This window comes from Streptomyces sp. NPDC000983 (assembly GCF_040299205.1).
Taxonomy (GTDB): Bacteria; Actinomycetota; Actinomycetes; order Streptomycetales; family Streptomycetaceae; genus Streptomyces.
This window is the reverse complement of sequence record NZ_JBEPBM010000016.1, coordinates 149169-175534: the sequence shown is the minus strand read 5'-3', so window position 1 is coordinate 175534 and position 26366 is coordinate 149169. Positions and strand designations below refer to the sequence as shown.

General features: G+C 72.8%; 20 protein-coding genes and 1 pseudogene. 7 read left to right on the top strand and 14 right to left on the bottom strand.

Annotation, left to right across the window (positions count from 1 at the left end; all coding sequences use genetic code 11):
- The coding region (locus ABT296_RS20440) for a type I polyketide synthase (protein WP_502977291.1) at nucleotides 1–6539 on the bottom strand (6539 nt) is incomplete at its 3' end.
- Between the two features lie 378 nt (nucleotides 6540–6917).
- On the opposite strand from ABT296_RS20440, the gene ABT296_RS20435 reads away from it, so the two are divergent.
- Nucleotides 6918–7355, top strand: a complete 438-nt coding sequence (locus tag ABT296_RS20435; RefSeq protein WP_351929226.1) for a nuclear transport factor 2 family protein — start codon at nucleotides 6918–6920, stop codon at nucleotides 7353–7355.
- A gap of 147 nt (nucleotides 7356–7502) precedes the next feature.
- Entirely contained in the window at nucleotides 7503–7892 is a 390-nt protein-coding gene (locus ABT296_RS20430) for a nuclear transport factor 2 family protein (protein ID WP_351929224.1), read from the top strand.
- Between the two features lie 123 nt (nucleotides 7893–8015).
- Here the strand turns inward: ABT296_RS20430 and ABT296_RS20425 are convergent, their stop codons facing one another.
- Together ABT296_RS20425 and ABT296_RS20420 are read right to left on the bottom strand one after the other, a co-directional pair.
- Complete coding sequence (locus ABT296_RS20425) at nucleotides 8016–9413, bottom strand: FAD-dependent oxidoreductase (protein ID WP_351929222.1); 1398 nt, start codon at nucleotides 9411–9413, stop codon at nucleotides 8016–8018.
- A 349-nt stretch (nucleotides 9414–9762) separates the two neighbouring features.
- Nucleotides 9763–9885, bottom strand: a complete 123-nt coding sequence (locus ABT296_RS20420) for a hypothetical protein (protein ID WP_351929220.1) — start codon at nucleotides 9883–9885, stop codon at nucleotides 9763–9765.
- 277 nt (nucleotides 9886–10162) lie between these two features.
- Here ABT296_RS20420 and ABT296_RS20415 point away from each other — a divergent pair, with 277 nt between their 5' ends.
- Entirely contained in the window at nucleotides 10163–13132 is a 2970-nt protein-coding gene (locus ABT296_RS20415; RefSeq protein WP_351929218.1) for a helix-turn-helix transcriptional regulator, read from the top strand.
- A gap of 14 nt (nucleotides 13133–13146) precedes the next feature.
- Here the strand turns inward: ABT296_RS20415 and ABT296_RS20410 are convergent, their stop codons facing one another.
- From ABT296_RS20410 to ABT296_RS20390, 5 genes are all read right to left on the bottom strand, one after another.
- On the bottom strand, nucleotides 13147–13929 hold the full coding sequence (locus ABT296_RS20410) for a thioesterase II family protein (RefSeq protein WP_351929216.1): 783 nt from the start codon (nucleotides 13927–13929) through the stop codon (nucleotides 13147–13149).
- Nucleotides 13930–14081: 152 nt separating this feature from the next.
- Nucleotides 14082–15401 carry a phytase gene (locus ABT296_RS20405; RefSeq protein WP_502977290.1) on the bottom strand — a complete coding sequence of 440 codons (1320 nt, stop codon included), beginning with the start codon at nucleotides 15399–15401 and terminating at the stop codon, nucleotides 14082–14084.
- Nucleotides 15402–15521: 120 nt separating this feature from the next.
- On the bottom strand, nucleotides 15522–15956 hold the full coding sequence (locus tag ABT296_RS20400) for a VOC family protein (RefSeq protein ID WP_351929214.1): 435 nt from the start codon (nucleotides 15954–15956) through the stop codon (nucleotides 15522–15524).
- 77 nt (nucleotides 15957–16033) lie between these two features.
- Nucleotides 16034–16909 carry an ion transporter gene (locus ABT296_RS20395; protein ID WP_351929212.1) on the bottom strand — a complete coding sequence of 292 codons (876 nt, stop codon included), beginning with the start codon at nucleotides 16907–16909 and terminating at the stop codon, nucleotides 16034–16036.
- A gap of 129 nt (nucleotides 16910–17038) precedes the next feature.
- Complete coding sequence (locus ABT296_RS20390) at nucleotides 17039–17512, bottom strand: MarR family winged helix-turn-helix transcriptional regulator (RefSeq protein ID WP_351929210.1); 474 nt, start codon at nucleotides 17510–17512, stop codon at nucleotides 17039–17041.
- 72 nt (nucleotides 17513–17584) lie between these two features.
- Between ABT296_RS20390 and ABT296_RS20385 the strand changes: the two are divergent.
- The 3 genes and pseudogenes from ABT296_RS20385 to ABT296_RS20375 all read left to right on the top strand — a co-directional run.
- Nucleotides 17585–18067: pseudogene (locus ABT296_RS20385) on the top strand (NUDIX domain-containing protein); the annotation flags it as partial.
- Between the two features lie 192 nt (nucleotides 18068–18259).
- Nucleotides 18260–18619: a DUF779 domain-containing protein gene (locus ABT296_RS20380; protein WP_351929208.1), complete on the top strand. Its 360-nt coding sequence runs from the start codon at nucleotides 18260–18262 to the stop codon at nucleotides 18617–18619.
- Nucleotides 18620–18694: 75 nt separating this feature from the next.
- Nucleotides 18695–19930 carry a phosphodiester glycosidase family protein gene (locus ABT296_RS20375; RefSeq protein WP_351929206.1) on the top strand — a complete coding sequence of 412 codons (1236 nt, stop codon included), beginning with the start codon at nucleotides 18695–18697 and terminating at the stop codon, nucleotides 19928–19930.
- 18 nt (nucleotides 19931–19948) lie between these two features.
- Here ABT296_RS20375 and ABT296_RS20370 read toward each other — a convergent pair whose 3' ends face one another.
- From ABT296_RS20370 to ABT296_RS20345, 6 genes are all read right to left on the bottom strand, one after another.
- Nucleotides 19949–20143 (bottom strand): hypothetical protein, encoded by a 195-nt coding sequence (locus tag ABT296_RS20370; RefSeq protein ID WP_351929204.1) that lies wholly within the window; start codon nucleotides 20141–20143, stop codon nucleotides 19949–19951.
- Between the two features lie 110 nt (nucleotides 20144–20253).
- On the bottom strand, nucleotides 20254–21117 hold the full coding sequence (locus ABT296_RS20365) for a phosphatidylinositol-specific phospholipase C/glycerophosphodiester phosphodiesterase family protein (RefSeq protein ID WP_351929202.1): 864 nt from the start codon (nucleotides 21115–21117) through the stop codon (nucleotides 20254–20256).
- Between the two features lie 258 nt (nucleotides 21118–21375).
- A complete protein-coding gene (locus tag ABT296_RS20360; RefSeq protein WP_351929200.1) occupies nucleotides 21376–22476 on the bottom strand; it encodes an acyl-CoA dehydrogenase family protein in 1101 nt (366 codons plus the stop codon).
- Nucleotides 22455–23636: an acyl-CoA dehydrogenase family protein gene (locus ABT296_RS20355; protein ID WP_351929198.1), complete on the bottom strand. Its 1182-nt coding sequence runs from the start codon at nucleotides 23634–23636 to the stop codon at nucleotides 22455–22457. Before ABT296_RS20355 ends, ABT296_RS20360 begins: the two co-directional genes overlap by 22 nt.
- A complete protein-coding gene (locus ABT296_RS20350) occupies nucleotides 23633–24598 on the bottom strand; it encodes an NADPH:quinone oxidoreductase family protein (RefSeq protein WP_351929196.1) in 966 nt (321 codons plus the stop codon). The genes ABT296_RS20355 and ABT296_RS20350 overlap by 4 nt, the downstream gene beginning before the upstream one ends.
- 144 nt (nucleotides 24599–24742) lie before the next feature.
- Nucleotides 24743–25327, bottom strand: coding sequence for an XRE family transcriptional regulator (locus ABT296_RS20345; protein ID WP_351929194.1), 585 nt, complete (start codon nucleotides 25325–25327; stop codon nucleotides 24743–24745).
- Between the two features lie 64 nt (nucleotides 25328–25391).
- Between ABT296_RS20345 and ABT296_RS20340 the strand changes: the two genes are divergently transcribed.
- Nucleotides 25392–26315 carry an NAD(P)/FAD-dependent oxidoreductase gene (locus tag ABT296_RS20340; protein ID WP_351929192.1) on the top strand — a complete coding sequence of 308 codons (924 nt, stop codon included), beginning with the start codon at nucleotides 25392–25394 and terminating at the stop codon, nucleotides 26313–26315.
- Nucleotides 26316–26366 lie beyond the last annotated feature (51 nt).

The following is a 26366-nucleotide window of genomic DNA, read 5'->3' as shown; positions in this document are numbered from 1 at the left end:
ACCGGCAACACCGCATGCAACACACCATCCAGCAAAGCCGGATGCACCCCGAACCGCCCCACCTCCCCCCGAACCGACTCCCCCAACACCACCTCAGCAAAGACCTCATCACCCCGCCGCCAGGCGGCGGTCATCCCCTGGAAGGCGGGCCCGTACTCGTAACCCACGGCGTGCAGCCGGTCGTACCGGTCAGCGATGTCCACCGGCTCAGCGCCTGCGGGCGGCCAGACGCTCAAGTCGGTCTCGGGAAGCGGCAGTTGGTCTCCGCTGACGCGGCCTTCCGCGTGGACGGTCCACTCCTGCTCGGACGCGACACCCTCGGGCCGGGAGTAGACGGTGACCGCCCGCTGCCCGTCCATCTCCGCTCCGCCGACGACCACTTGAATGGTGACGGCGCCCTGGTCGGGAAGGACGAGCGGTGTCTGGAGGGTGAGTTCGGCCAGATGACCGCACCCGACCTCGTCCCCCGCCCGAATCGCCAACTCCACAAACCCGGTCCCCGGGAACACGACCGTTCCCGCGACAGCGTGATCCGCAAGCCAGGGATGCGTACGCAGAGACAGCCGACCCGTCAGCACCGCCCCGTCCCCTGCGGCCAGGCCCACCGCGGCACCGAGCAGCGGATGATCGGCGGCGGCGATGCCCGCGCCACTGACATCACCCATGACCGGGCTGGACTCCAACCAGTACCGCTCGCGCTGGAAGGCATACGTCGGCAGCTCGACACGCTCAACGGCCCGCCCCGCGAACACAGCCGACCAATCGACGTCCACACCCCGCACCCACAACTCAGCCGCACTGGCGACGAAACGAGCGTTCTCGTCCTCGTCCCGACGCAACGTGCCGACCACCACGACCGGCTTCTCCACAGCCTCCGCGACAGCCTGCACGGCCGTCGTCAACACCGGATGGGCGGACACCTCGATCAAACGGGAATGCCCCTGGCCGAGAGCCTCCTCGACCGCGTCGGTGAAGCGAACCGGCCGCCGCAGACCCTCGTACCAGTACGTCGCACCCATGCCCGTCGTGTCGAGCAGCTCACCCGTCACCGTCGAGATCAGGGGAAGGCGGGAAGGGCGGGGCCGCACAGGAGCAAGCGCCTCAAGCAAGCGCTCCCGAATTCCCTCCACCTGTACGGAGTGGGAGGCGTAGTCCACGGGGACGCGACGGGCCCGTACCCCAGCGGCTTCAGCTGCCGCCGCGATCTCATCCAGCGCCTCCGGATCACCGGCGACGACCGTGGCATCCGGACCGTTGTAGACAGCGACCGACACTCGGTCGCCGTACGGCCCCACCCACTCGGACGCCTTCGCGGAACCCGTCGCCAGCGACAACATGCCACCACGACCGGCCAGTTCATCCCGCACAGCAGCCGAACGCAGCGCCACCACCCGCGCCGCATCCTCCAAACTCAACGCACCCACCACCGCCGCAGCCGCGATCTCACCCTGCGAATGACCAATCACCGCAGCCGGCTCCACGCCGAGGGACTCCCACAGCGCCGCCAGCGACACCATCACCGCCCACAACACCGGCTGCACCACATCAACCCGCCGCAGCCAGACGTCGTCATCACCACGCAGCACATCAGTGAGCGACCACTCCACGAACGGCGCGAGAGCCGCCTCGCACTCCGCGATCCGTGAGGCGAACACCGGCGAGGACTCCAACAACCCCCGCCCCATCCCCACCCACTGCGACCCCTGCCCCGGAAACACCAACACCGGCCCACCAGCACCCGACACAACCCCGGAAACAGCCTGAGCCGAAACGCCACCCGAGGCCAGCGCCTCAAGCCCAGCCTTCAGTTCCCCCAGCTCACGCCCCCACACCACACCCCGATGCTCCAGCGCCGTACGCGAAGACCACAGCCCCCACCCCACATCCACCGGCGCCCCAGCCACCCCCACAAGCCGACCCGCCTGCGCAGCCAACGCCCCCGCCGAACGCCCCGACACCAACCACGGCACCACCACCGACCCCGACAACCCACCAGAACCGGAAACCACCAAAGGCGCCACCCCCGAGTCGGCCTCCTCCAGGATCACGTGGGCATTCGTTCCGGAGATGCCGAAGGAGGAGACAGCCGCCCGGCGCGGACGGCTGGTCGCCGTCCACGGTCGTTCCTCCGTGAGCAGGCGGACGTCTCCCGTGGTCCAGTCGACGTGCGGGGTCGGCTCGTCGACGTTCAGGGTGCGCGGGAGTTCGCCCTCTCGCATGGCCATGACCATCTTGATGACGCCCGCGACGCCAGCAGCGGCCTGCGTATGCCCGATGTTCGACTTGACGGACCCCAGCCACAGCGGCTGTTCGGCGTTCCGCCCCTGCCCGTACGTTGCCAGCAGAGCCTCGGCCTCGATGGGGTCGCCCAGCGTCGTCCCCGTACCGTGCGCCTCCATGGCGTCCACATCCGCCGCAGTCAGACCGGCGTTGGCGAGCGCGGCCCGGATGACACGCTGCTGCGAGGGCCCGTTCGGGGCGGAGAGGCCGTTGGACGCGCCGTCCTGATTGATCGCGGACCCCCGCACGACCGCCAGGACCTGATGCCCGTTGCGACGTGCGTCCGACAGCCGCTCCACCACCAGGACACCGACACCCTCGGCCCAACCCGTACCGTCGGCCGCCGCGGCGAACGGCTTGCAGCGACCGTCAGCGGACAGCCCGCGCTGCCTGCTGAACTCCACGAACATGCCGGGGGTGGGCATGACGGTGACGCCACCGGCGAGAGCCAGGTCGCACTCGCCGTTGCGCAGGGACTGCACCGCGAGATGCAGCGCGACCAGCGACGACGAACAGGCCGTGTCGACGGTCACCGCCGGACCCTCAAGACCGAACGTGTACGACAGCCGGCCCGACACGACACTCGCCGCGTTACCGGTCAGGGTGAAGCCCTCCACGGGCTCCGCGGCCTCGTGGAGGCGGTCGCCGTAGTCCTGGGACATGGCACCGGCGAATACGCCCGTGAGGCTGGAACGCAGTGAGCCGGGGGCGATTCCGGCGCGCTCGACCGCCTCCCAGGAGGCTTCGAGGAGGAGCCGCTGCTGCGGGTCCATGGCCAGCGCCTCGCGCGGCGAGATGCCGAAGAACTCGGCATCGAATCCGGCGGCGTCCCGCAGGAAGCCGCCGGCGCGGGTGTAGCTGGTGCCGTGGTGGGCGGGGTCCGGGTCGTAGAGGGCTTCCAGGTCCCAGCCCCGGTCGTCGGGGAAGGGCGAGACCGTGTCGGTGCCGTCGCGCACGACGCGCCAGAGGTCTTCGGGGGAGGCGATGCCGCCGGGATAGCGGCAGGCCATGCCGACGATGGCGACGGGCTCGCCGGTGTAGGTACTCGGAGGGGCGTGCCGGCCGGTGTCCTGAGTGGTGGGGGCGCCGAGGAGCCGGTCGCGCAGGTGGTCGGCGAGGGTGGCCGGGGTGGGGTGGTCGAAGAGGAGTCCCGCGGGCAGGCGCAGGCCGGTGGCGGCGGTGAGGCGGTCGCGGAGTTCGACGGAGGAGAGGGAGTCGAAGCCGAGGTCCTTGAAGGTCCAGGTGACGTCGATGGCGTCGAGATCGCCGGTCGAGTGGCCGAGGACCAGTGCGATGTCCTCGCGGACCTGGTCGAGGACGGCTCGTGACTGCTCGGCGGCGCTCGTGAGATCGGCGAGGCGCTCCCGCCAGCCGCTGGCGGAGGCGTCCTCGGGAGGGGTCCCCGGCACCGGCTCGACACTCGTACCCGCACCGGCACCCGCACCGGCACTGTCGTCGGCACCGGCACCGGCGCCCTCACCCCCGCCGCTCTCCCCCATCCAGTACCGCTTCCGCTGGAAGGCATACGTCGGCAGGGGCACGCGACGGGCGGCCGGGCCTCCGGTGAAGGCGGGGACGGACGGGGCCGCGCCGCGGACATGGAGGCCCGCGACGGCCCGCAGCAGGGTCTGGGTCTCGGAGCGGTCGCGGCGCAGCGCGGTGAGGAAGGCCACGTCGGTGGGGCGGGTGTCCTCGGCGCGGGCGGCCAGGCATTCGCGGGCCATGGCGGCGAGGGTGCCGTCGGGGCCGAGTTCGAGGAACGTGGTGACACCCTGGTCGAGCAGTGCGTCGATGCCGTCGGCGAACCGGACGGCGTGCCGGACGTGGCGTACCCAGTGGTCGGGGTCGCCGAGTTCCTCGGCGGTGGCGGGGCGGCCGGTGAGGTTGGAGACGACCGGGATGGTGGGCGGGTGGTAGGTGAGGCCGCTCGCCACGGCGCGGAAGTCGTCCAGCATGCCGTCCATGTGGGCGGAGTGGAAGGCGTGACTGACGCGCAGGGCGTGGGTCTTGCGGCCGCGTGCGGTCCAGGTGGCGGCGTAGGCGGTGACGGTGCCGGCGTCGCCGGAGACGACGCAGGAGCCGGGGCTGTTGACGGCGGCGATGGTGATGTGTCCGTCGAGGGCGGCGAGTTCGGGGGCGACCTCGGCCTCGGTGGCCTGGAGGGCGATCATGGCGCCGCCGGCGGGCTGGTTCTGCATCAGTCGGCCGCGGGCGGTGACCAGGGTGCAGGCGTCGGCGAGGGAGAGGACTCCGGAAACGTGGGCGGCGGCGATCTCGCCGACGGAGTGGCCGAGCAGGTGGTCGGATGTGACGCCGAGGGATTCCGTGAGTCGGTAGAGGGCGACTTCCAGGGCGAACAGGGCGGTCTGGGTGAGTGCGGTGCGGTCCAGACGGGCGGCGTTCTCCGGGGTGGGCTCGGCGGTGAGGAGAAGGTCGCGGACTTCGGGGTCGAGGTGGTCGCAGACGGCGTCCAGCGCCCTGGCGAAGGCCGGCTGGGTTGCGTACAACTCCCTTCCCATGGTGATGCGTTGGCTGCCCTGGCCGGAGAAGAGGACGGCGGTGGTGCCGTCGGTGGCGGTGCCCTGGACGACGTCCGGTGAGGGGCGGCCGGCGGCGAGGGCGGCCAGTGCCGTGGCGCCGTGGTCCCGGTCGGTGACGAGGACCACGGCGCGGTGGGTGAACGTGGTGCGGGTGGTGGCGAGGGAGTGGCCGAGGTCGGCGGGGGTGTGCTCGGGGTGGGTGTCGAGGTGGTCGCGGAGTCTGCGGGCCTGGGCGCGCAGGGCGGTGGCGGTGCGGGCGGAGAGGGGCCAGGCGGTGGCGGTGCGGGCGGAGAGGGGCCCGGCGTGGGCGGCGTCGGAGGACGGCTGCTCGCCCGGGGTGGTGTCGGCCTCGGGGCGGTTCGGTGCCTCGGTGAGGACGACGTGGCAGTTGGTGCCGCCCATGCCGAAGGAGCTGACACCGGCGAGGAGTTGGCGGTCGGGGTCGGGCCAGTCGCCGAGGGTGGTGTGGACGCGCAGGCCCAGTTCGTCGAGGGGGATGTCGGGGTGGGCGTGTTCGTGGTTGAGGCTGGGGGGCAGTTGGCGGTGGCGCAGCGCGAGGACGGTCTTGAGGAGGCCGGCGATGCCGGCGGCGCCTTCGAGGTGCCCGATGTTGGTCTTGACGGAGCCGACGGCGACGGCCCGGCCGGCGGACCGGGCGGCGGTGCCCACGGCGGCGCCGAGCGCGGCGGCCTCGACGGGGTCGCCGCGTCGGGTGCCGGTGCCGTGCAGCTCGACGTACTGGACGTGGGTGGGGTCGATGCCGGCGCGGCGGTAGGCGCGGGTGAGGACGCGGCGCTGGCCCTCGGGGGTGGGGACGGTGAGGCCCTCGCCGCCGCCGTCGTTGCCGGTGGCGCTGCCCGCGATGACACAGTGGATGTCGTCGCCGTCGGCCAGGGCGCGGGCGAGGGGCTTGAGGACGACGAGTCCGGCGCCCTCGCCGCGTACGTAGCCGTTGGCGCGGGCGTCGAAGGTGTAGCAGCGGCCGTCGGGTGAGAGGGCGCCGAACTTGGCGGCGCTGATGGTGCTCTCGGGGACGAGGTTGAGGTTGACGCCGCCGGCCAGGGCGATGTCGCTCTCGCCGCTGCGCAGGCTTTCGCAGGCGAGGTGGACGGCGACCAGGGAGGAGGACTGGCCGGTGTCGACGGTCATGCTGGGGCCGCTGAGCCGGAGTGTGTAGGAGAGGCGGTTGGCGATGATGCTGCGGTGCAGGCCGGTGACGCTGTGGGTGCCGATGGCGGTGGCGCCCTGGCGGTGCAGGAGGGAGGCGTAGTCGTCCCAGATGGCGCCGACGAAGACGCCGGTGCTCTGCTCGGCGAGGGTGTGCGGGAGGATTCCGGCGTCCTCCAGGCTCTCCCAGCCCAGTTCCAGCATGAGTCGTTGCTGGGGGTCCATGGCGGTGGCCTCGCGGGGGGCGATGCCGAAGAAGGCGGGGTCGAAGCGGTCGACGTGGTCGAGGTAGCCGCCGCGCCGGGTGTTGATCTTTCCCTTGGCGGTGGGGTCGGGGTCGAAGTGGGCTTCGGCGTCCCAGCGTTGGGGTGGTGTGGTGGTCACCGCCTCGCGGCCCTGGCACAGCAGTTCCCAGAAGGCGGCGGGGTCGGGTGCGCCGGGGAGTCGGCAGGCGAGGCCGATCACGGCGATCGGCTCGGGTCGCGTCGCGTGCGCGTCCGCGGGATTGGTGCGGCCGACAGAGCTTCCCGTTTTCGCCACCAGGTCTCCCATTGACGCTCGGCTCCTGTGGAGCACCACCGAGTTGCGGTTCGTTCCGGGGCCGGGGTGGGGTGTCCGGGGGCGGACTGCGTCTCGGGCGGCCGGGGGCGGGAGCCCGGTTCCGGCCACCTCGGACGGTTTCCGCGACTTCTTCGCCGTGTTGCGACCGGTCGTGTCGCGTGGTCCGGCGTGTGCGTCACCCTGTGCTCCGGCCAAGATGTCGCCAACCCTAGGAACACGGGAGGGGCGGCCCAACCCCTGATCTGCGCGGCCGGGTCGGGGTGGGGGTGTCACGAATAGGGGTGGGGGCGGGTAGGGGTATCGCGGCTCGCGGCGTGGCTGTGACACTGCTGCGGTCCGTGTGCTGCCGAGCGGTGAGAGACGAGGACCGTGCCCGACGAAGCGACGCGCAAGGCTCTGGCCGTGGCGCATTGCGAGCGGATCAACTCAGGTGATGTCGAGGGGCTGTTGGCGTTGTACTCGCCGGCCGTGCGCTTCGCGGATCCGGTGGGTTCCGGTGAGCGCCTCGGTCACGGCGCGCTGCGTTCGCACATCGCGGGTGCGGTGGCCGCGGGCGTCCATGACGCGTACGGCGAGCCGGTGGCGGCTCCCGACGGACGGCATGCCGCCGTTCCCGTGACGTCGACGATGAGTTTCCTTCCGAACGGGCCGTTGATGGTGCGTCTGGGATTGCTGGAGAGCCCCGAGGATCCGGCGACGGCGCGTCTGGAGTTCACCTGCATGCTGGTGATCGAGGTCGGCGCGAGTGGGCTGATCGAGGAGATGCGGGCCTATTGGGGCAGGTCGGATGTGCGTTTCCTGGATTGAGGGCGATCACGGAACCGGTACGGAATCCGCGCCCGTTTCCGGGCGCCCGGCCTGGCTCGCGTCCGCGACGATCTCCGCGAACGAATCCGAGTAATCCCGGTACGGTCCGCGCGCTGTCGGCCAGGGCCTTTACGGAAAGGCGTCGCTGTGGTGGACGAGATGAGGCGCAAAGCGGTGGCGCTGGAGTATTGCCGGTTGCTGAACGCCGGTGATCTGGAGGGTGTCCTCGCGCTGTTCGCTCCGGATGTGCGGTTCGAGGATCCGGTCGGCACGCGGGCGCTGGTGGGGCGTGAGGCGCTGCGCCGACATCTGGGGGCCGCGGTCGCGGCGGGCATCGAGGAGACTCCGGGTGCGCTGACGGCGGCTCTGGACGGGGAGAGCGTGACGCTCTCGGTCACCGGGACCATGGCGGCGCCGGGCTCCGAGGGGAGCCGGGTGGCGTTTCGGCTGGTCAGCTTGATGCGGGTGAACGAGGAGGGGCTGATCGGCGAGGTCCGGATCATCGCAGGCCGCTCCGACGTGACCGCGGGCGCCTGAACCGGGCCGCCCTCGCCCGGCGGCGGCACTCGGCGCAACGGCTCCCGCCCCGGTGGCGCAGCGCGCAGCAGCTCCTCCCACCCCGGTGCCGCTGCGCGCAACAGTTCCCACCCCCGATTCCGCTCAGCGCAGCAGTTCCCGCTCCTCACGGGTGAGCGGCGGCTCGGTGAGGGCCGGCTGTGCCGGTCCGGTGCGCAGGGCGTTGAGCACGGCGGGTGACTGGAGGCTGGTGACCGGGGCCGCGAGCGTGGTGACGCCGGCGGAGGCGGCGCTGACGACGGGGTCGGACAGGCCGACCGTGCCGACGCGTTCGGAGAAGTCCTGGCGGGTGTGGAGTTCCTCCGAGAGCCGTGGGTCCTTCGCCTCGACCTTGCAGCCGGGGTAGAACACGTCCTGGGAGGCGGCGAGGATCCACGGGTCGTCGATGGCGGTGGCGATCTGGCGCAGGACCGTCCGGGCGAAGTCGGGGGTGCCCCGGTGCCGGCGCAGGGCCCGGTCGAGGACGGCGACGGCGCGGGCGGCGGAGCTCATGCCGTGGCCGTAGACGGGGTTGAAGGCGGCGAGGGCGTCGCCGAGTACGACGAGGTTGTCGGGCCAGCGGTCGAGGCGGTCGTAGTGGATGCGGCGGTTGGCGGTGGAGCGGGAGCCGCGGACCGGGCCGAGGGGTTCGGCGGTGGCGAGGATCTCGCCGACCAGCGGATGGCGCAGTCCTTCGGCGAAGGCGGTGAACCCGGCCTCGTCGGTGGGTGGTTCGTCGCCTCGGGTGCCGGAGAGGGTGACGATCCACCGGCCGTCCTCGATGGGCAGGATCAGCCCGCTGCGGCCCGGGATGCCGGCGCGGTAGTCGGCGTAGACGCTGACCATGGGGAAGCGGGCGGCGGCCCGTTCGGGGGCGCGGTGGATGCGGGTGGAGTAGGTGATCCCGGAGTCGACGACGTCCTCCTCCGGTTCGGGCAGGCCGAGCGGGGCGATCCACTGGCGAAGGCGGGAGCCGCGGCCGCCGGCGTCCACGACGATGGCGGCGTCGAGTTCGGTGACCTGTCCGCTGTCGAGGTCGCGGACGGTGATGCCGTCGAGGTGGGCGTCGGTGCCGCGCAGTGCCTGGACCTCGGTGCGGGCGCGTACGGTGACGGCCTCGTCGGTGAGGACCTGGGCGCGAACGGTCCAGTCGAGGAGCGGGCGGCCCACCGCGATGAGGAACTGCGTCTCGGGGAAGCGGCGTTGCCAGCCGTACGGGGACATGTTGACGAGGTCGGACTGGACGCCGATGCGGTGGGCGCCCGCGGCGCGCAGGCGTTCCACGGTGCCGGGCAGCAGTGACTCGACGATGCGTGCGCCGCCGGACCACAGCAGGTGGGCGTGGCGGGCCTGGGGTACGCCCTTGCGGAGTGCGGGGCCGTCGGGGAGTTCGTCCCGGTCGATGACGGTGACCCGGTCGACGTGCCGGCGCAGGGCCCGCGCCGTGAGCATGCCGGCGAGTCCACCGCCGATCACGACGCCGTGGCTGGGCTTCGTCGACACTGGTGCTTTCCTTCCGTCGGCACCCGGACCTGGCCTCGAAATGTAGGGAGGCGACCGGGGTCCGACCAACCCCTAAATTCGCTGTTCGCTCCCCTATCGCCGAGGTTTCGTCGACCCTTCGTCGATGCCTCGCCAAGGCACCGCGGGGGTCACCGCAGATGCCGCGCGGATGCGGCACGGATGCGCGGGGCGGGCCGTCAACCCCTATGCGGAACAACAGGGGTGGAAAGTGCCTTCGGCAAATCCGGAATATGTCGTGCCGGTGGAGCGGGGAGTCGCGGGGTCCTTCGGGAAGCCATAGGCTGGCAAAGATTCGGCAAGAATTGGGTCCTTGATCTGTCGTAGGCTGTCATCGGACAACACTCAACGACGGCCCCGTGGAGCGCAGTTGCTGCCGGCGGGGCATACGGGCGGACAGTTGGAGGTGGTCCTCGAAACCGGCGTGGTCGAAGGCCGAAAGGGGCTTTCCCATGACCGGATCCGCGGGGCGACAACGCGGCACGAGCGCGTGGAGGGCGACTCATCCATCGCTCGAGGACCTAGGACTACCGTCACGACACCGGTACCGGGGCCGACTGCCCGGCGGGCGGCTCTGCCGCGGCGGTGACGTGTCGTGTCCCCGGTGCCACGAGACGCACCCGCTGACGCAAGGGCGCCGGTCCCGGCGCGGTCGTACCAGCGTGAAGGGCACAGCGGATGGAAGACGCCGGCTTATTCCATGACGTCGCGTTCAGGGGGGATCAGCTCGGGTGGCACTGATACAGCGGGAGACCCAGCTCGATCGGCTCCGCACGGCCTTCGACCACTGCGACGACCAGCACGGCGGACAGGTCTGTCTGATCACGGGCGGGGTCGGCAGCGGCAAGACCGCGCTGCTGGAGGCCTTCGCCCGGGAGGTGACCGAGCGCTCCTCGCACCTGCTGCGCGCCGTCTGCTCACGCGCCGAACGTGACCTCCAGTTCGCGGTGATGGACCAGCTCATCGACAGCTCCGGCCTGGGGCGCGCCTCGATGCGCCAGGTCGCCACCGCCGTACGTCATCTCGCCCGCACCCCGCCGCCGGTGACGCCGCCCGCGGAGGCGGCGCGGTCCGGCGCCGCGGTGAGTGCCCCGCTGCCGGGGGCCGCCCGGACGGAGCGGCCCCTGCCGTCCGGTGTGCACGGCACCCTGGCATCCCTGCTCGACCTGGCAGGCCCGGCGCCCCTGGTGATCGCGATCGACGATGTGCACCACGCGGACCAGGCCTCGCTGCAGTGCCTGCTGTACGCGGTGCGCAGGCTGCGGCACAAGCGGATCATGGTGGTGCTCACCGAGTCCCCGGCGCTGCGCGCCTCCCATCCGCATTTCCGGGCCGAGTTGATGAGCCAGCCGTCCTTCGCCCGGATCGACCTGGGTCCGCTCACCGACGAGGCACTGGGCCGGCTCGCCGAGACCCATCCGGTCGCCGCGGCCCGTGGCCGGATCGCCCGCCGGGCGCCCGCGCTGACCGGCGGCAGCCCGCTGCTGATGGGGGCGCTGCTGGAGGACCCCGCGGCGGCCGGCACCGCGGAGCTGCCCCCAACTCCCTTACGGGGAACGGCTGGAGTCGATCCGACGGTGACCGGCAGTGACGGGCCCCTCGCCCAGGCCGTGCTCCGCTCCCTGTACCGGCACGAGCCCGAAGTCCGGGCCGCCGCACAGACCTTGGCGGTGCTCGGCCGCCCCACCCCGCCGCCGGTGCTGGCCCGCCTGCTGGCGCTCACTCCCGATCTGACCGCGCAGGCGGTGCAGTTGCTGGCGCAGTCCGGGCTGGTGGACGGCGACCGGATCCGGCGGCCCCTCGTCACCGCGGTGCTCGCGGACCTGTCGGCGGAGGAGCGGCGGCGGCTGCACCGGCGGGCGGCGGAGGTGCTGCACGAGTTCGGTGCCGAGCCCGAGGCCGTCGCCCGTCATCTGATCGGCGCCGAGTGGGCCGAGCCGGAGTGGGCGCAGCCCGCCCTGCACCGGGCGGCCGAGCAGGCCCTGGCGGCGGGTCGGCCCGACATCACCTGCGCCTGTCTGCTGCTGGCCCGGCGCGGGACCCCGGGCAACCCCGGTACGGCCGGATGGACGTCCGCCGACGGTCTGCTGCTGCGCTCGCGCTGGCAGCTGAACCCGCTCTCCGTCACCACCGACCTCGAAGCGCTCGTCGCGGTGGGCGAGGCGGGCGGGCACACACCGGCCTCGCTCACCGGCGTGCCGGCCCTGCTGTGGCAGGGCCGCAGCGACGCGGCCCGCTCCGTCCTCGCGGCCGTCGCCGAACTGACCGACCCCTCGCCGAAGGCTCGGGCGCGGCTGGCCGGGACCCGGCTGCTGCTGTCACTGGTCCGCCCCGACCACTGCCGGCAGGCCAGGACCGAGGCCCGCGCGGTCACGGAATCCGGTACCGCGACCTCGGTCAGCGGCCGTTATCTGGACGCGCTGCTGCTGCTCGCCGACACGCTGGCGCCGGAGGGGGAGGTAGGGGACGCGGCGGCGGGCGCCGAGTTGATGATCCCGCGCCATCTCGCCGACGACGGGGCGCTCGGGCTGCTGGCGGTCCTGCTGCTGGTGCTGGTGTACGCGGGCCGGCCGGGGCCGGCCCGGGAGTGGACGCGGATGCTGCTGGCCCGGCCGACGGTGGGGTACGCGCCGGGCTGGAAGGCGGTCCTGCACGCGATCCGTGCCGAGGCGGCGCTGCGGCTGGGTTCGCCGGAGGAGGCGCAGGAGCAGGCGCGTGCGGCGCTGACCGTGATCACTCCGCAGGCTTGGGGGGTGGCGGTGGCCGGGCCGCTGGGCACCCTGGTGGCGGCGGCGACCGAGGCGGGCCGGTTCGAGGACGCCGAGCGCTGGCTGGCCAGGCCGGTGCCCGCGGAGTCGTTCCGCACTCCGCTCGGACTGCACTACCTGGCCGCGCGCGCCCGCTACCAGCTGGCCATCGGATGGCGCCGGGCGGCGGCCGACGATCTGCGGTGGGTGCGCCGGGAGATGGCGGCCTGGCGGATGGACACCGCGGCCCTCGTGCCGTGGCGGCTCGACCTGGCGCGGGTGCAGATCGACCTCGGGCACCGGCAGGAGGCCGTACGGCTGCTGGAGGACCAGCTCGATCCCGCGCGCTCGGTGGACGACCGCACCCGGGGCGCGGCGCTGCGCCTGCTGGCCGGTCTGCTGCCGGAGCAGGGCCGTCAGCTGCTGGGGCGGGCGGTGAAGGTGCTGGAGTCCAGCGGGGACCGCGGTGAGCTGGCCCGTGCGTTGTCCGACCGGGCGCGGCTGCTGCGGCAGGGGCCGGCCGGTGACGAGGCGCCGCGCATCCTCTCCCGGCGCAGCCACTCCCGGGCGCCCGCCGAGGCACTCCTGTGCCCGGCCGAGTCCCGTCCAGCCCACCCGGAACGCGGCGAGCGCGGCGAACGCGCGGAGCGCTCCGAACAACCTTTACGCGCCCAGCACTTGGCGGACCCGGAAAGCACCGGCAGCGCTGAGGCAACCGCACGCGCGGAACGCCCGGACCGTGCCGAGCCGCTCCCCGGTGGTCTGAGCGAGGCCGAGAGCAGGGTCGCCGCGCTGGCCGCGCAGGGGCACACCAACCGGGAGATCTCCGGCAAGCTGTTCATCACGGTGAGCACCGTGGAGCAGCATCTGACGCGGATCTACCGGAAGTTGGACGTCAAGCAGCGCGCCGATCTGGCGACCCGGCTGGCGTCGGCGGGCGCGCCCGGCAAGTGACCGGGCCGTGGGTGTCAGGGTGAGGTGGACGCGGCGGTGGAGCGGAAGGCGTCGACGCTCTCCTTGACCGCCGCGGTCACCTCGGCGGGCCGTCCGTTGAGGTAGAAGTGGCCGCCGGGGAAGGACCGGAAGCGGAAGGTGCCGCTCGTCAGTTCCTGCCAGGCGCGGGCGTCGTCGAGGCTGACCCGGGAGTCGCTCTCGCCGGTCAGGACGGTGACGGGCGCGGACAGCGGGGCGGGGTCGGGGCTCTCCCGGTAGGTCTCCACGGCCCGGTAGTCGGCGCGCAGCGCGGGCAGCACCATCCGCAGCAGGTCCTCGTCGTCCAGGACGCCCGGTTCGGTGCCGCTCAGCGCGCGGATCTCGGCGATGATGCCGTCGTCGTCGCGCAGGTGGACGGTCTCCTCGCGGAACCGGTGCGGGGCGCGTCGTCCGGAGGCGATGACGCCGAGGAGTTCGCCGCCGCCCGACGCCTCCAGCCGGCGGGCGATCTCGTAGGCGAGGACGGCGCCCATGCTGTGCCCGAACAGCACGACGGGCCCGGCCGGCGCCGAGACGAGCGCCCGGTACACCTGTTCGGCGAGGTCGCGCAGTTCGGTCACCGGGGTCTCCCGGTGCCGGTCCAGGCGTCCCGGGTACTGCACGCACAGCACGTCCAGTTCCGGCGCCAGTGCGCGGGCCAGGGGCATGAAGTAGGGGGCGGAGCCGCCGGCGTGCGGGAGGGCGAGGAGCTTGACGGCGCCGGGCGCGGACGGCTTGTACCGGCGGAACCAGGTGTCGTACGGACCGGATGCCGACATGACGGGCGGTACCTCCAGCGATCGGGGTGAAGGGCCACACGGGCGGACGGTCCGCCGACGGCCACCTTACGAGCCGCCGCCCGCACGGCAGAAGCCCTTACCACCCCTACTCGGCGCCCCGGCGGATCACCGGGGCGCCGGGGCGCACGGGATCAGTCGAGCGCGTTCAGGACGTCCGCGAGGTCGACGAACTTGAAGCCGGTGGCGGTGCGGTCCTCGGAGCCGGGGGTGTCGTCGCCGTCCTGGACGACGAGCAGGCCGTTGGGGTAGCGGCGGCCCAGGGGCGCGTTGAGGGCGGCTGCCCCGTCGCACTCCTCGGAGCCGTCGAGGGTGGCGGAGGCGGCCGTGATCCGGAAGCCGCCCTCGTACTCGTTGTCGTCCTCGACCTCGCGGTCGTAGGCGGCGAAGGTGTTGTCGCCCTGGCTGGAGGCGAGGAGGTAGCCGTCGCCGCCGTCCTCGGGGACCAGGGTCAGGCCCTCGACGTCGGCGGAGATCCGGGTGCCGCCGTAGCCGGGGTCGGTGCCGGGGGTGCACTCCTCGGTGGCCTCGTCGTAGGTGCCGGGGACGCCGTACTCCCGGACCTTGTCGATGAGTCGGGGCTCGCCCTTGAGGTCGGCGGGGATGCGCCAGATGCCGATGTCCTCCTGGCCGGCGTAGAGGACTCCGTTGGCGGGGTCGACGACCATGCCCTCCACCTGGGGGAGTTCGCCGGGCTCCAGGCAGGGGGTCCAGGAGGTGCCGTCGGGCAGGGCGAAGGAGGAGGGCAGGTCGAGGGTGCGGATCTTGCGGTAGCCGACGGTGCCGGACCTGGTGGGCAGGATTTCCAGGAGGGCGACGCGGGTGGTCTCGCGCCGGCTGACCAGCGCGTACGAGCGGCCGGTCCTGCGGTCGGTCCAGGTGGCGAGGCCGTAGGCGGTGCGCTGGTCGTTGATCTCCTCCTGGCCGGTGGAGAAGACGGGTGCCACGGAGGGGTCGGTGACGTCGGTGAGGGGGCCGCCGGCGCGGTCGCGGTCGATGCGGTAGAAGCGCAGCCGGTCGTTGCCCCGGTCGCTGGTGACGGCGAGGTCGGCGCGGCCGGTGGACAGCTTCAGGCCGTGCACCAGGTCGACGTTGTTGAAGCGGCCCGGGGCGTCCTCGGAGGTCGGTCCGGCCGGTGCGGCGACGGACTGGACGAGCCGGGCGTCGAGGTCGTAGACGCGCAGGCCGCCCTCCTTGGCCGTGGCGACGACCAGGCTGCGGCCGGGGGCGGCGGCGTTGCGCCAGATCGCGGGGTCGTCGGCGTCGGAGTTGCCGCCGGCCTCGTCGTCGTACAGGGGGGCCGTCTCGGCGCGGGGGGTGAGCGTGGGCAGGTCGGACGACGCCTGCGCCGGGGCGGGCAGGGTCGCCGCGAGGGCCACCAGCGTGGCCGTCGCCACGAGGACGTGCGAACGGCGGGTACGGGGCTCGGACACGCTGACGCTCCTTGAGGTCATGATCGGATGCGTTCCGAAGCCTCTCGGGGGCGCGTGTCCACGAGGTGTCCGTAGCCCGCCGCCGGGTGGCCCTGGCATGAACGCTACATTTTTATGCGGCGAACTGCCCTGTCCCGCGCATCAGTTGACGGTCGCGCCCGAAACCTCTTCGGTGACACCGTTCAGCTCGGAGGCCGGGTCGGAGCCGTAGGGGCGGGTGAACGCCTCCATCCCGTGCCCGGACGGGTCGGGGAAGTACACGCCCCGGCCGCCGTCGTTGCGGTTGATCCGGCCCGGGTACCTGCCCTGCGGGTCGGCCTGGATGGGGACCCCCGCCGCGACGAGGCGGGCGAGGATCCCGTCGAACTCCTCCTCCGAGACGAGGAACGCGTAGTGCTGGACAGGGATGTCGGTGCCGACGGTCGCGAAGTCCAGGGTGACTCCGTTGGCGGTGACGACGGGCAGGAAGGGCCCGGCCGGCGTCCCGACCTCCAGGCCGAGGACGTCGGCGAGGAAACGGGCGGACCTCTCCCGGTCGCGGGAGAGAACGATGGTGTGGTTGAACTCGACTGACACGGTCAATGCCTCCACGGGCATCTCGCGGAACCTCCATGCCTCACCCGGCCGGTGACCGACACGCGATGCCGCGAGGGTCACTCTAGGGCCTGTCGTCGCGTCGGGCGGTCCCGTGCGGGGAGGCTGGCCTCCAGGTCGGCGAGGGCCTTTCTGGCCGCCACTATCCGGGCGAGGAGTTCCTTGTCGGCGGGCGGAGTGTCGTCCAGGCGTTCCCGCTCCAGTTCCCGGGCCTCCTCCAGCGAGCTGATCACCACCCCGATCAACACGTTGACCAGTACGAACGAGGCGATCAGCACATAGGAGCCGTAGTAGACGACGCTCCAGCGGGTCACCTCCAGGCCGGCGTGGACCGCGTCGCCGAGTCCGTCGAGGGTCATCAGCAGGAACAGGGTGAGGATGGCGCGCCCGATCGAGCCGTACTGCTGCGGGTCGTGTTGGCCGAAGAGGAGCCAGCCGATCATGGCGTAGACGTAGAGCAGGAGCGCGCCCACCAGCAGGAAGCTCACCGTGCCGGGCAGGCTGCGGCCCACCGCGACCATCACGATGCGCAGTTGGGGCAGGAAGCGGGCGGTGCGCAGCACCCGGGCCAGACGCAACAGCCGCAGCACGGTGGCGTTCTCGCGGACGACGGGCAGGAACGCGCAGGCCACGACGGCCAGATCGAACAGGTTCCACGGATCGCGGAAGAAGTCGCGGGGCCGGTCGGCGTGGGCGCAGACGCGCAGGGCGATCTCGACGGTGAAGGCGGCCAGGCAGACGTGCTCGGCGAGCCGCAGCATGTGGGCCTGGTCCGCCGCGAGTCCGCGGTAGGTCTCCAGGCCCAGCAGGGCGGCGTTGGCGAGGATCAGGGCGAGGACGGTGAGGGCGAACCAGCGGGCTTCTGTGATGTCGCGGGCCCACCGGGCGAGCGCCCGCCGGGCGGAGTTCTGCGGGTGGAGCGGGTGGTCGGTCATCGTGCTGAATCTGCTCCGCCGGGCGGGGCGGTATGCCGAGGGCACGCATGTGCGAGAGGGGGTGGGGAAGGCAGCCCGCGGAAGGGGTGGGGACGGGGAGGTCGGCCCCTGCGGGGGCGCGGCGCCGCGTCAGCGGGCGGCGGGGTGGAGCCGGTTCGCGAGCGCGTCGAGGGCGTCCAGGGCCGAGCCCAGCGCGCCCCGCTCCCCCTCGGTGAGGGACAGCAGCGCTTCCCGGACGTACCCGGCCTCCAGCTCGCGCACCTCGGCCAGCCGCCCGCGGGAGGCGGCCGTGAGGTGGAGGTGGGCGACCCGCTTGTCGGTGCCGTCCTGCCTGCGCTCCAGAAGTCCGCGCTCGGTCATCTGCGAGACCAGGGTGCTGACGTTGTTGGGCTTCATCAGCAGGGCCTCGGCCGCCTCGCGCACCGTGGCGCCCTCGCGCCGGGCGACGTACCGCAGCAGGGCGAGCTGTCCCTCGGGCAGCTTGGGGTGCGGATGGTCCGCGGCGACCCGGCGGTCCAGGGCACGGTGCAGCGCGAGCACCCGCTCAGCGAGCCCGGCGGCTACGCGGTCGAGGTCCCGGCCGGGGGCGCTGGAGGGGGTCATCCGTGCAATATAGGTATGTCATCATAGGTATGTCAAAAGACCTGTTCCCGAGTCTCCGGAGCCCGCTCGATGACACCGCCGCCCCGCGTCTCCTCCCGCCCCCGCACTCCGCGCCCGCCGGTCCCCCAGACCGCGCTCGGGGTCGGCGCGATCCTGTACGGGCCCCGCGGCCTGCTGCTGGGGCGGCACCGGCACGGCACCTGGGAGCTGCCGGGCGGCATGGTGGAGCCCGGGGAGTCGCTCCAGGAGACGGTGGTCCGCGAACTCGCGGAGGAGACCGGCCTGACGGCCCGCCCCGAGGACGTACGGCTCCTCGGCACCCTGATCGACCGGGTCGAGGACGTCGTACGGGTCACCGTCGCCGCCCGGGTCACCGCCTGGCACGGCGAGCCGGGCGACCGGCCCGGCGAGAAGGTCGGCGACTGGCGCTGGTACGCCCTGGACGCGCTGCCGCAGGGACTGTTCGTGTGCAGCGCCCAGGCCCTCACCGCCTGGCGCCCCGGCCTGCCGATCGACCACACCCCGGCCGCCTTCACGCCGTACGCGACGGACTGACCCGGGGGGCTCCCGCGGACCGCTCCGACCGGCTCCGCAACTCCGCGAGGCCCTGACCCGCGCGGTACGCGGCCCCCGCGGGCCGCTCCGACCGGCCCTGCAACCCTCTCGCAACCTCTCCCGTGGTGCCCTGGTCGATCCGGCCGGCGACGGTCCGGCGACCTCGATCCGGCTCCCCTGGGGATGGTTGGCATGTACGAGGAGATCCCACGCGTCGAACTGACGCCCGCTGCCGCGGATCTGGTGCGGCAACTGCACGCGGTGCACGGTCCGCTGATGTTCCATCAGTCCGGCGGCTGCTGCGACGGCAGCGCCCCCATGTGCTACCCGGCGGGCGAGTTCCGCACCGGCGGGTCGGACGTGCTGCTCGCGGAGCTGTACGTGGACGGGGTCGAGGCGCCGGTCTCCTTCTGGATGTCCCGCGGCCAGTTCGAGGCGTGGAGCCACACCCGGCTGATCGTCGACGTGGTCGAGGGCCGGGGCAGCGGCTTCTCGCTGGAGGCACCCGAGGGGGTGCGTTTTCTCATCCGTTCTCGCGTAGTGGGCGCATAGCAACCCCTGGGCCCGCCTCGTTCTGCTGCACTTCCTCCAGATCCCGGGACAGTTGACGAGCCAACAGGGGGAGCTGTGACAGATCGCCGGAAACGGTTCGCGGCAGGCAGAACGGCCCTGACGTTACTCACCGCGCTCGGCGCGCTGGCCGGTACCGCCCTGGTGGGGGCGGCGCCGGCCAGCGGCGTTCCCGACCCGGGCCGGATCGCGCCGGGTGTCGTCTACGAGGAGTTCGACATCCCCGTCGCCCGCGGCACCGCGCACGGTCATCTGCTCCGGGTGGACCTGCGCGATCCTCGGGTCACGCTGGATCTGCTGTACCCGGGGCGGGTGGCCGCGCGGGCGCCCGTGTCCCGGCTGGCCGACACGCAGGGTGCCGTCGCCGGGGTGAACGGCGACTTCTTCAACATCACCGAGACCCAGCATCCGGGCGTGGCGGCGACCGGCGCGAGTGTGGGACCGGCGGTCGCCGGCGGCCGCACGCTCAAGGCGGCGGTGCCCGAAGGACAGCGGTTCGGGCCCGCGCTGCCGCCCGGCACCGGCACCGAGGACGTCCTCGGGATGGGAGTGGACCGCAGGGCCCGGCTGGACGGCATGACGCTGGCCGGGTCCGTGCGCACGGCCACCGGGAAGCTGGAACTGGGCGGGCTCAACCAGTACGCGCTGCCGGAGAACTCCGTCGGGGCGTTCACCTCGGACTGGGGTTCCGTCTCCCGGGGCCGCGCGGTCTGCGGCACGGACACCGACCGGGGCGCGCCGTGCAGCACCGACACCCATGAGGTGACGATCCGGGACGGCCGGGTGGTGGCGTCCGCCGACACCCCCGGCAGCGGCGCCATCACGTCCGGGACCACCGTGCTGGTGGGCCGGGAGGCGGGCGCCCAGCAGCTGCGCAAGCTCGACCCCGGCCGGCAGGTGCAGGTGCGGCACCGGCTGGTGGCGGCCACCTCGAAGGTCGCCTACCGGTTCGCGGTCGGCGGGTACCCGGTGCTGGACGGCGGCCTGCCGCTGCCGGGACTGGACGACCGCACGGCGGCGGTACGGACCGCCGTGGGCGTCGGGGCGAACGGGAAACGGGTGCTGCTGTTCTCCCTGGACGGCGGACCGGCCTACCAGGGCATGACGATCGCCGAAGTCGCCGCCACCATGCGGACGTTGGGCGCCTCGCACGCCTTCAGTCTGGACGGCGGCGGTTCCTCGACCCTGGTCGCCCGCGCCCCGGGGGCCTCGGCGGTGACCGTGCGCAACCATCCCTCGGGCGGTGCGGAACGGGCCGTGCCGAACGGCATCGGGGTGTTCGTCAGACGCTGACGCGGCGCCTCGGCGGCCTCACGGCTTCAACCCGCTGACCAGGTCGGCGGTGGCCGTGAGGCCGCTGTGGATGGTGGGCGCGATGCTGGAACTGGCCATGTAGAAGCCGAGCAGCGCGCACACCAGGGCGTGGGAGACCTTCAGTCCCCCGCTGCGCAGGAAGATCACCGCAAGGATCAGGAGCAGCAGCACCACAGAGATGGAAATCGCCATCGTCAACCTCCTCCGCCACGCCGTCACGTCCGGTTCACGGCGTTCGGCCGCAAGTGTGGCGTAGCTGAGGGTTCGTCCGTGCGGCTGAGCCGTACTCCGAACGAGTGGTGTCACCCGCGGTCGTGGGCCTCCAGGAAGGCGCGCAGGCCGGGCAGGTCGTCGGTGTTGAGGTGGTCGACGTCGGCGGCGAGGAGTTCGGCCCACAGCGCGTCGCGTTCGATGCCGGGCAGGTCCGGGGTGGCCCAGAAGCGGACCCGCTGCCCGCGGGAGTGCGCCGCCTCCACGATCGTCCGCAGCTTCCGCCGTTCGGCGTCGGGGAAGGCTCCGGCGCCCCGCCAGGCGAAGTTGTTGGCCCAGTTGTCGCTGATGAGGGGGATGAAGGAGGCGGGCGCCGGGCCGCCGAGGTCGGCGAGCCGGCCGTCGTAGAAGGCGCGTCGCACGCGCTGGGCCTCCATCGGGGCGCGCGCGGCGCGGTCGCCGGAGATCACGGCGGTGACCGGGCCGGGGTGGACGCGGCCGTGGGCGTAGGTGGTGAACAGGCGCTTGTGGCGCCGGAGATGGCGGTCGAGTTCGGTGTACGTCGAGGCGCCCTCGGTCTTGATGTCGATGAGCAGTTGGAGGGGCCTGCGGTGGCCGCGGTACACGGAGCCGTGGTTGGCCCTGACCCGGGCGGCGAGCGGGTCGAGGTAGAGGGACTCCAGGGTGCGCGCGGGGTCGAGGTCCTCGGGGTCGTGGGCGACGAGGAGTTGGTCGCCGACGAGGTAGATGTCCGCCTCCAGGCTGCCGAAGCGGTGGTCGAGGGCGTCCAGCAGGGGGCGGGGGTGCTCGTAGTCGTTGTGGGCGTGGGCGCGCCACAGCGGGCGGGGGCGGTGTCTGTGTCCGGTGGCGTACGCGCCGCCGACCGGCGGGGCAAGTACGCCCGCGAGTGCGGCGCCGACGGCGGTGAGGGCTCCGCGACGAGTGACGAGCGCCATGTGCTGCCTCCCTGTGGGTCGTTTGCGAACCACAGGGAGTATGGGACGAGTTGGCCTTCGATGACCCTGTACATGCCAGGAGTTGGCCGGACTGCCTCCGCTCGTTCACTCCGTTCGCCCCGGCGCGCGCTCGCGCGCCCTGCCCTGGCACTCGTTCAAGCCGCCCGCGCACGCCGCTCGTTCTCGCCGCTCGTTCCCGGCGCGCGCAAGAGCCCGCCCCGGTCGGGGCGGGCTCTGACGGGTGAACTCCCGGGCGGGTCAGGGCGCCTGGAGGTCCACCAGTCCGGCCAGGGCCGCGCGGTGCGCGCCCGCGGTGCCGTAGGCGAGGGAGTCCGCCTTGGCGCGCTTCAGGTAGAGGTGGACCGGGTGCTCCCAGGTCATCCCGATGCCCGCGTGCAGTTGCAGCGCCTCCTCGGCGGCGTGCACGGCGACGGGCGCCGCGTACGCCTGGGCGACCGCGACCGCCACCTCGGCGTCCGCGTCGGCGGCCAGCGCGCCCGCCGCGTTGCGGGCGGCGGCCCGCAGGTTGACGACCTCCAGCCACAGCTGGGCCAGCCGGTGCTTGAGCGACTGGAAGCCGCCGACGGGCCGGTTGAACTGCTTGCGCTCCTTCAGGTAGCGCACGGTCTCGGTCAACGTCCATTCGGCGAGACCGAGTTGTTCCGAGGCGAGCAGTCCGGCCCCGGCCCGCAGGGCCCGCCGTACGGCGGGTGCGGCCTCGCCGAGCGGGCGGCCCGCCGCGCCGTCCAGCGTGACGGTGGCCACCGGCCGGGTGAGGTCCAGGGAGACCTGCGGGGTGACCGTCACGGCCTCCGCCTGCACGGCGTACAGCACACCGTCGTCCGCGGGCACCAGCAGGACGTCGGCGACGACCGCGTCGGCGATCCCGGTCAACTCCCCGTACAGCAGGTCGCCTTCCTGCCGTACGGCCTTGTGGGCGGCGCCGGGGGCGATGTTCAGGGCGACGGCGAGGGCGCCCACCCGGCGGCCCGAGGCCAGCTCGGCCAGCAGGTCGGCGCTGCCGCAGGCGAGCAGTGCCTCGGTGGCGACGACGGCACTGGTGAGGAACGGCACGGGGGCGACCGCGCGGCCCAACTCCTCCAGTACCACGGCGGCTTCGCGGTGCGTGGCGCCCTGACCGCCGTGCTCCTCGGGGACCAGCAGGCCGGCCAGGCCCATGCCGTCGGCCAGCGCCTTCCAGGCCGCCAGGTCGTGCGGGGCGTCGGACTCGGTGCGCGCGATGACGCCGGGGGCGTCGCAGTGGTCGGTGAGCAGGTCCCGGACGGCCGCGCGCAGCGCCTCTTCCTCCTCCGAGTACAGCAGATCGGGCTGTGTGGTCACCGGGCCAGGTCCTTCCATGCGACGTCCTTGTCGGTGCGCGGCTCCGCGGGCAGGCCCAGCACGCGCTCGGCGACGATGTTCAGCAGGACCTCGCTGGTCCCGCCCTCGATGCTGTTGCCCTTGGACCGCAGGTAGCGGTACCCGGCGTCCCGGCCGGTGAAGTCCACCAGCTCGGGGCGGCGCATGGTCCAGTCCCCGTACAGCAGGCCCTCCTCGCCGAGGAGTTCGACCTCCAGGCCGCTGATCTCCTGGTTGAGGCGGGCGAAGCCGAGTTTCATTCCGGCGCCCTCGGGGCCGGGCTGCCCGGCGACGAGCTGCTGGCGCAGGCGCTCCCCGGTGAGCCGGGCCACCTCGGCGTCCACCCACAACTTCAGGAGCCGCTGGTGGAGTTCATGGGTGCGCAGGTCGGGGCGTTCGCGCCAGGTACGGGCGACCGGTCCGATCATGCCGCCCTCGCGGGGCAGCCGCATGCCGCCGATGGCGACGCGCTCGTTGTTGAGGGTGGTCTGGGCGACCTTCCAGCCCGCGCCGACCGGGCCGAGACGGCGGCTGTCCGGGATCCGGACGTCGGTGAGGAACACCTCGTTGAACTCGGCCTCGCCGGTGATCTGGCGCAGCGGCCGCACCTCGACGCCGGGGTCGGTCATGTCGCAGAGGAAGTAGGTGATGCCCGCGTGCTTGGGCACGTCCGGGTCGGTGCGGGCGATGAGGATCGCCCAGCGGGCCACATGGGCGCTGGACGTCCACACCTTCTGGCCGTTGACGACCCAGTCGTCGCCGGCGCGTACGGCACGGGTGCCGAGCGCGGCCAGGTCGGACCCGGCGCCGGGCTCGCTGAAGAGCTGGCACCAGACCTCCTCGCCGGTCCACAGGGGCCGCAGGAAGCGCCGCTTCTGCTCGTCGGTGCCGAAGGCGAGGATCGTCGGGGCGGCCATGCCGAGGCCGATGCCGATCTTGCGGGGGTCGTTGTCCGGGGCGCCCGCCGCCTCCAACTCGGCGTCCACGACGACCTGGAGGGAGCGCGGGGCACCGAGGCCCCCGAGGCCCTGGGGGTAGTGGACCCAGGCGAGGCCCGCGTCGAAACGGGCCCGCAGGAAGTCGAGGCGGTCGGTCGTGGCGGGAGGGTGCGCGGCCAGGAACTCCTGGGTGAGTCGGCGCAGTTCGGTGGCGTCGGTCATGCCGCTCCCTCCGGGACGACCGCGACACGGCCGGTGGTGACGCCGTCGCCGACGCGCTGCACGGCCGCGGCGGCCTCGCCGAGCGGTACGCGCTCACTGATCAGCGGCTTGATCGCGCCGCGTGCGGCGAGTTCGGTGAGCTGCTCGTGGCAGTGCTGGACCAGCTTGGGGTTCTTGGTGTTGTACAGGCCCCAGTGCAGGCCGAGGATCGAGTAGTTCTTCACCAGCGCGTGGTTGAGCCCGGGGCTGGGGATGGTGCCGCTGGCGAAGCCGACGACCACGATGCGGCCCTCGAAGGCGACGGTCTTGGCGGACTGGGTGTAGGCGTCACCGCCCACGGGGTCGTAGATCACGTCGGCGCCCCGGCCGCCGGTGGCCTCCTTGACGGCGGCGACGACGTCCTCGGCGCGCCGGTCGATCACCACGTCGCAGCCCAGTTCGCGGGCGGTGGCGACCTTGTCGGCGCCGCCGACGACCCCGATGACGGTGGCCCCGGCCGCCTTGCCGAGCTGTACGGCGGCGCTGCCGACCCCGCCGGCGGCGGCGTGCACCAGCAGCGTCTCGCCGGCTTCGAGTCCGGCCCGCCGGTGCAGTCCGAACCAGCCGGTCTGGTAGCCGATGTGCAGGGCGGCGGCCTCGGCGTCGTCCAGGGAGTCGGGCGCGGGCAGCAGGGCGGCGGCGTCGGCCACGGCGTACTCGGCGAAGCCGCCGTGGGGCAGCGCGGGGTTGGCGATGACGCGGCGGCCGTCCTCGGTCTCGCCGCAGATCTCCACCCCGGGCGTGAACGGCAGCGGCGGCCTGACCTGGTAGTGGCCGCGGCACATCAGCACGTCGGGGAAGTTGATGTTGGCGGCACGCACCCTCAGCAGGACCTGGCCGGGGCCGGGCGTGGGCCGCTCGATCTCGGCCGGCCGCATCACCTCGCCCGGCTCGCCGTTCTCGTGCACTTGCCATGCCTGCATGCGGGGCCTCCAGGGACTGCGTCGTCTGACCGGGATCGCTTCGCATACTAAGCGGTCGCTTGCCGATCAGGGAACAGTCGCGCCGGTCACGGGTCCCGTTCGCACCCCCGGGGACGGGTCACACCTCCAGGTCGGGCCCGCCGCTCACGCCTCCCGATCCCGCCCCTTGGGGCGGGCCCGTACGTGCATCCGCTCCCCCTGCGGCCCGAACAGGCTCAGGAACTCGGCGGGGCCCTCCCCCGTGGACCCGAACCAGTGCGGCACCCGGGTGTCGAACTCGGCCGCCTCCCCGGCCGCCATCACCACGTCGTGCTCGCCCAGCACCACCCGCAGCCGCCCGGACAGCACGTACAGCCACTCGTAGCCCTCATGGGTACGCGGCTCCGGCTGCTCCCTGGACTGCGGCACCAGCACCTTGAACGCCTGGAGACCGCCGGGCTGCCGGGTCAGCGGCCAGAACGTACGGCCGTGGCGGGTCAGGGGTTCGGCCCGCACCCGGGGGTCGCCGACCGGGGGCGCCCCGACCAGCTCGTCCAGCGGCACCTGGTGGGCCTGCGCGATCGGCAGCAGCAGCTCAAGGCTCGGCTTGCGCAGACCGGACTCCAGCCGCGACAGGGTACTGACGGAGATGCCGGTCGTCTCGGACAGCGCCGCCAGGGTCACCTCGCGCTCCTTGCGGAGCCGTCGCAGCCGGGCGCCGACCTCGGCGAGAACGTCTTCGGTACTCATGGGGACATTGCAGAATCGGCAAAGACATTTGTCAATCCCGCGCCTGCGGGGCGACCGTGGCGACATGACCGATATCTATGAAGTGATCGTGATCGGCGGCGGCGCCGCCGGCCTGTCCGCCGCGCTCGTCCTGGGCCGCGCCCGCCGCCACACCCTGGTGGTCGACGCCGGTGAACCCCGCAACGCGCCCTCCGCCCATATGCAGGGCTATCTGTCCCGGGACGGCATGGCACCGGCGGAGTTCCTGGCGATCGGGCGCGAGGAGATCGCCCGGTACGGCGTCGACCTGGTCCGGGACCGGGCGGTGGACGTCACGAACGACTCCGGCTTCACCGTCCTACTGGACAGCGGCAGAGGCGTACGGGCCCGGCGCCTGGTGATCGCCACCGGCCTGAAGGACGAGCTGCCAAACGTGCCCGGACTCGCCGAGCGGTTCGGGCGGGACGTGCTGCACTGCCCCTACTGCCATGGCTGGGAGGTCCGCGACCAGGCGTTCGGCGTCCTCGCGACGAGCCCGCTGAGCGTGCACCAGGCGCTGATGGTGTCCCAGTGGTCCAAGGACGTCACCCTCTTCCTGCACGAGGTCGACGAGGCGGAGCTGTCCGACGACGACCTGCGCAGGCTCTCCCGCGCAGGCGTGCGGGTCGTGCCCGGCGCGGTCGCCGAGGTCCTGGTGGCGGACGACCGACTCACGGGCCTGCGCCTCGCGGACGGCACGGAGCACGCCCGTCAGACGATCTTCACGGCGCCCCGCGCCGTACCGCAGACGGACCTGCTCCAACGACTGGGCGCGGAACTGACGGAAACCCCCTTCGGCGCCTACCCGGTGGTCGACCCCACAGGCCTGACGACGGTGCCCGGAGTATGGACGGCAGGCAACGCGATGGGCTTCGCCGAACAGGTGATAAACGCCGCAGCCGCCGGCTACCGAGCCGCAGCCACGATCAACGCCGACCTCCTGATGACCGACCTGGACACCACCCTTTAAAACCGCGGGCAACCCCAACCGACCTCACCACAACCCCCCAGGGGTGCGGGC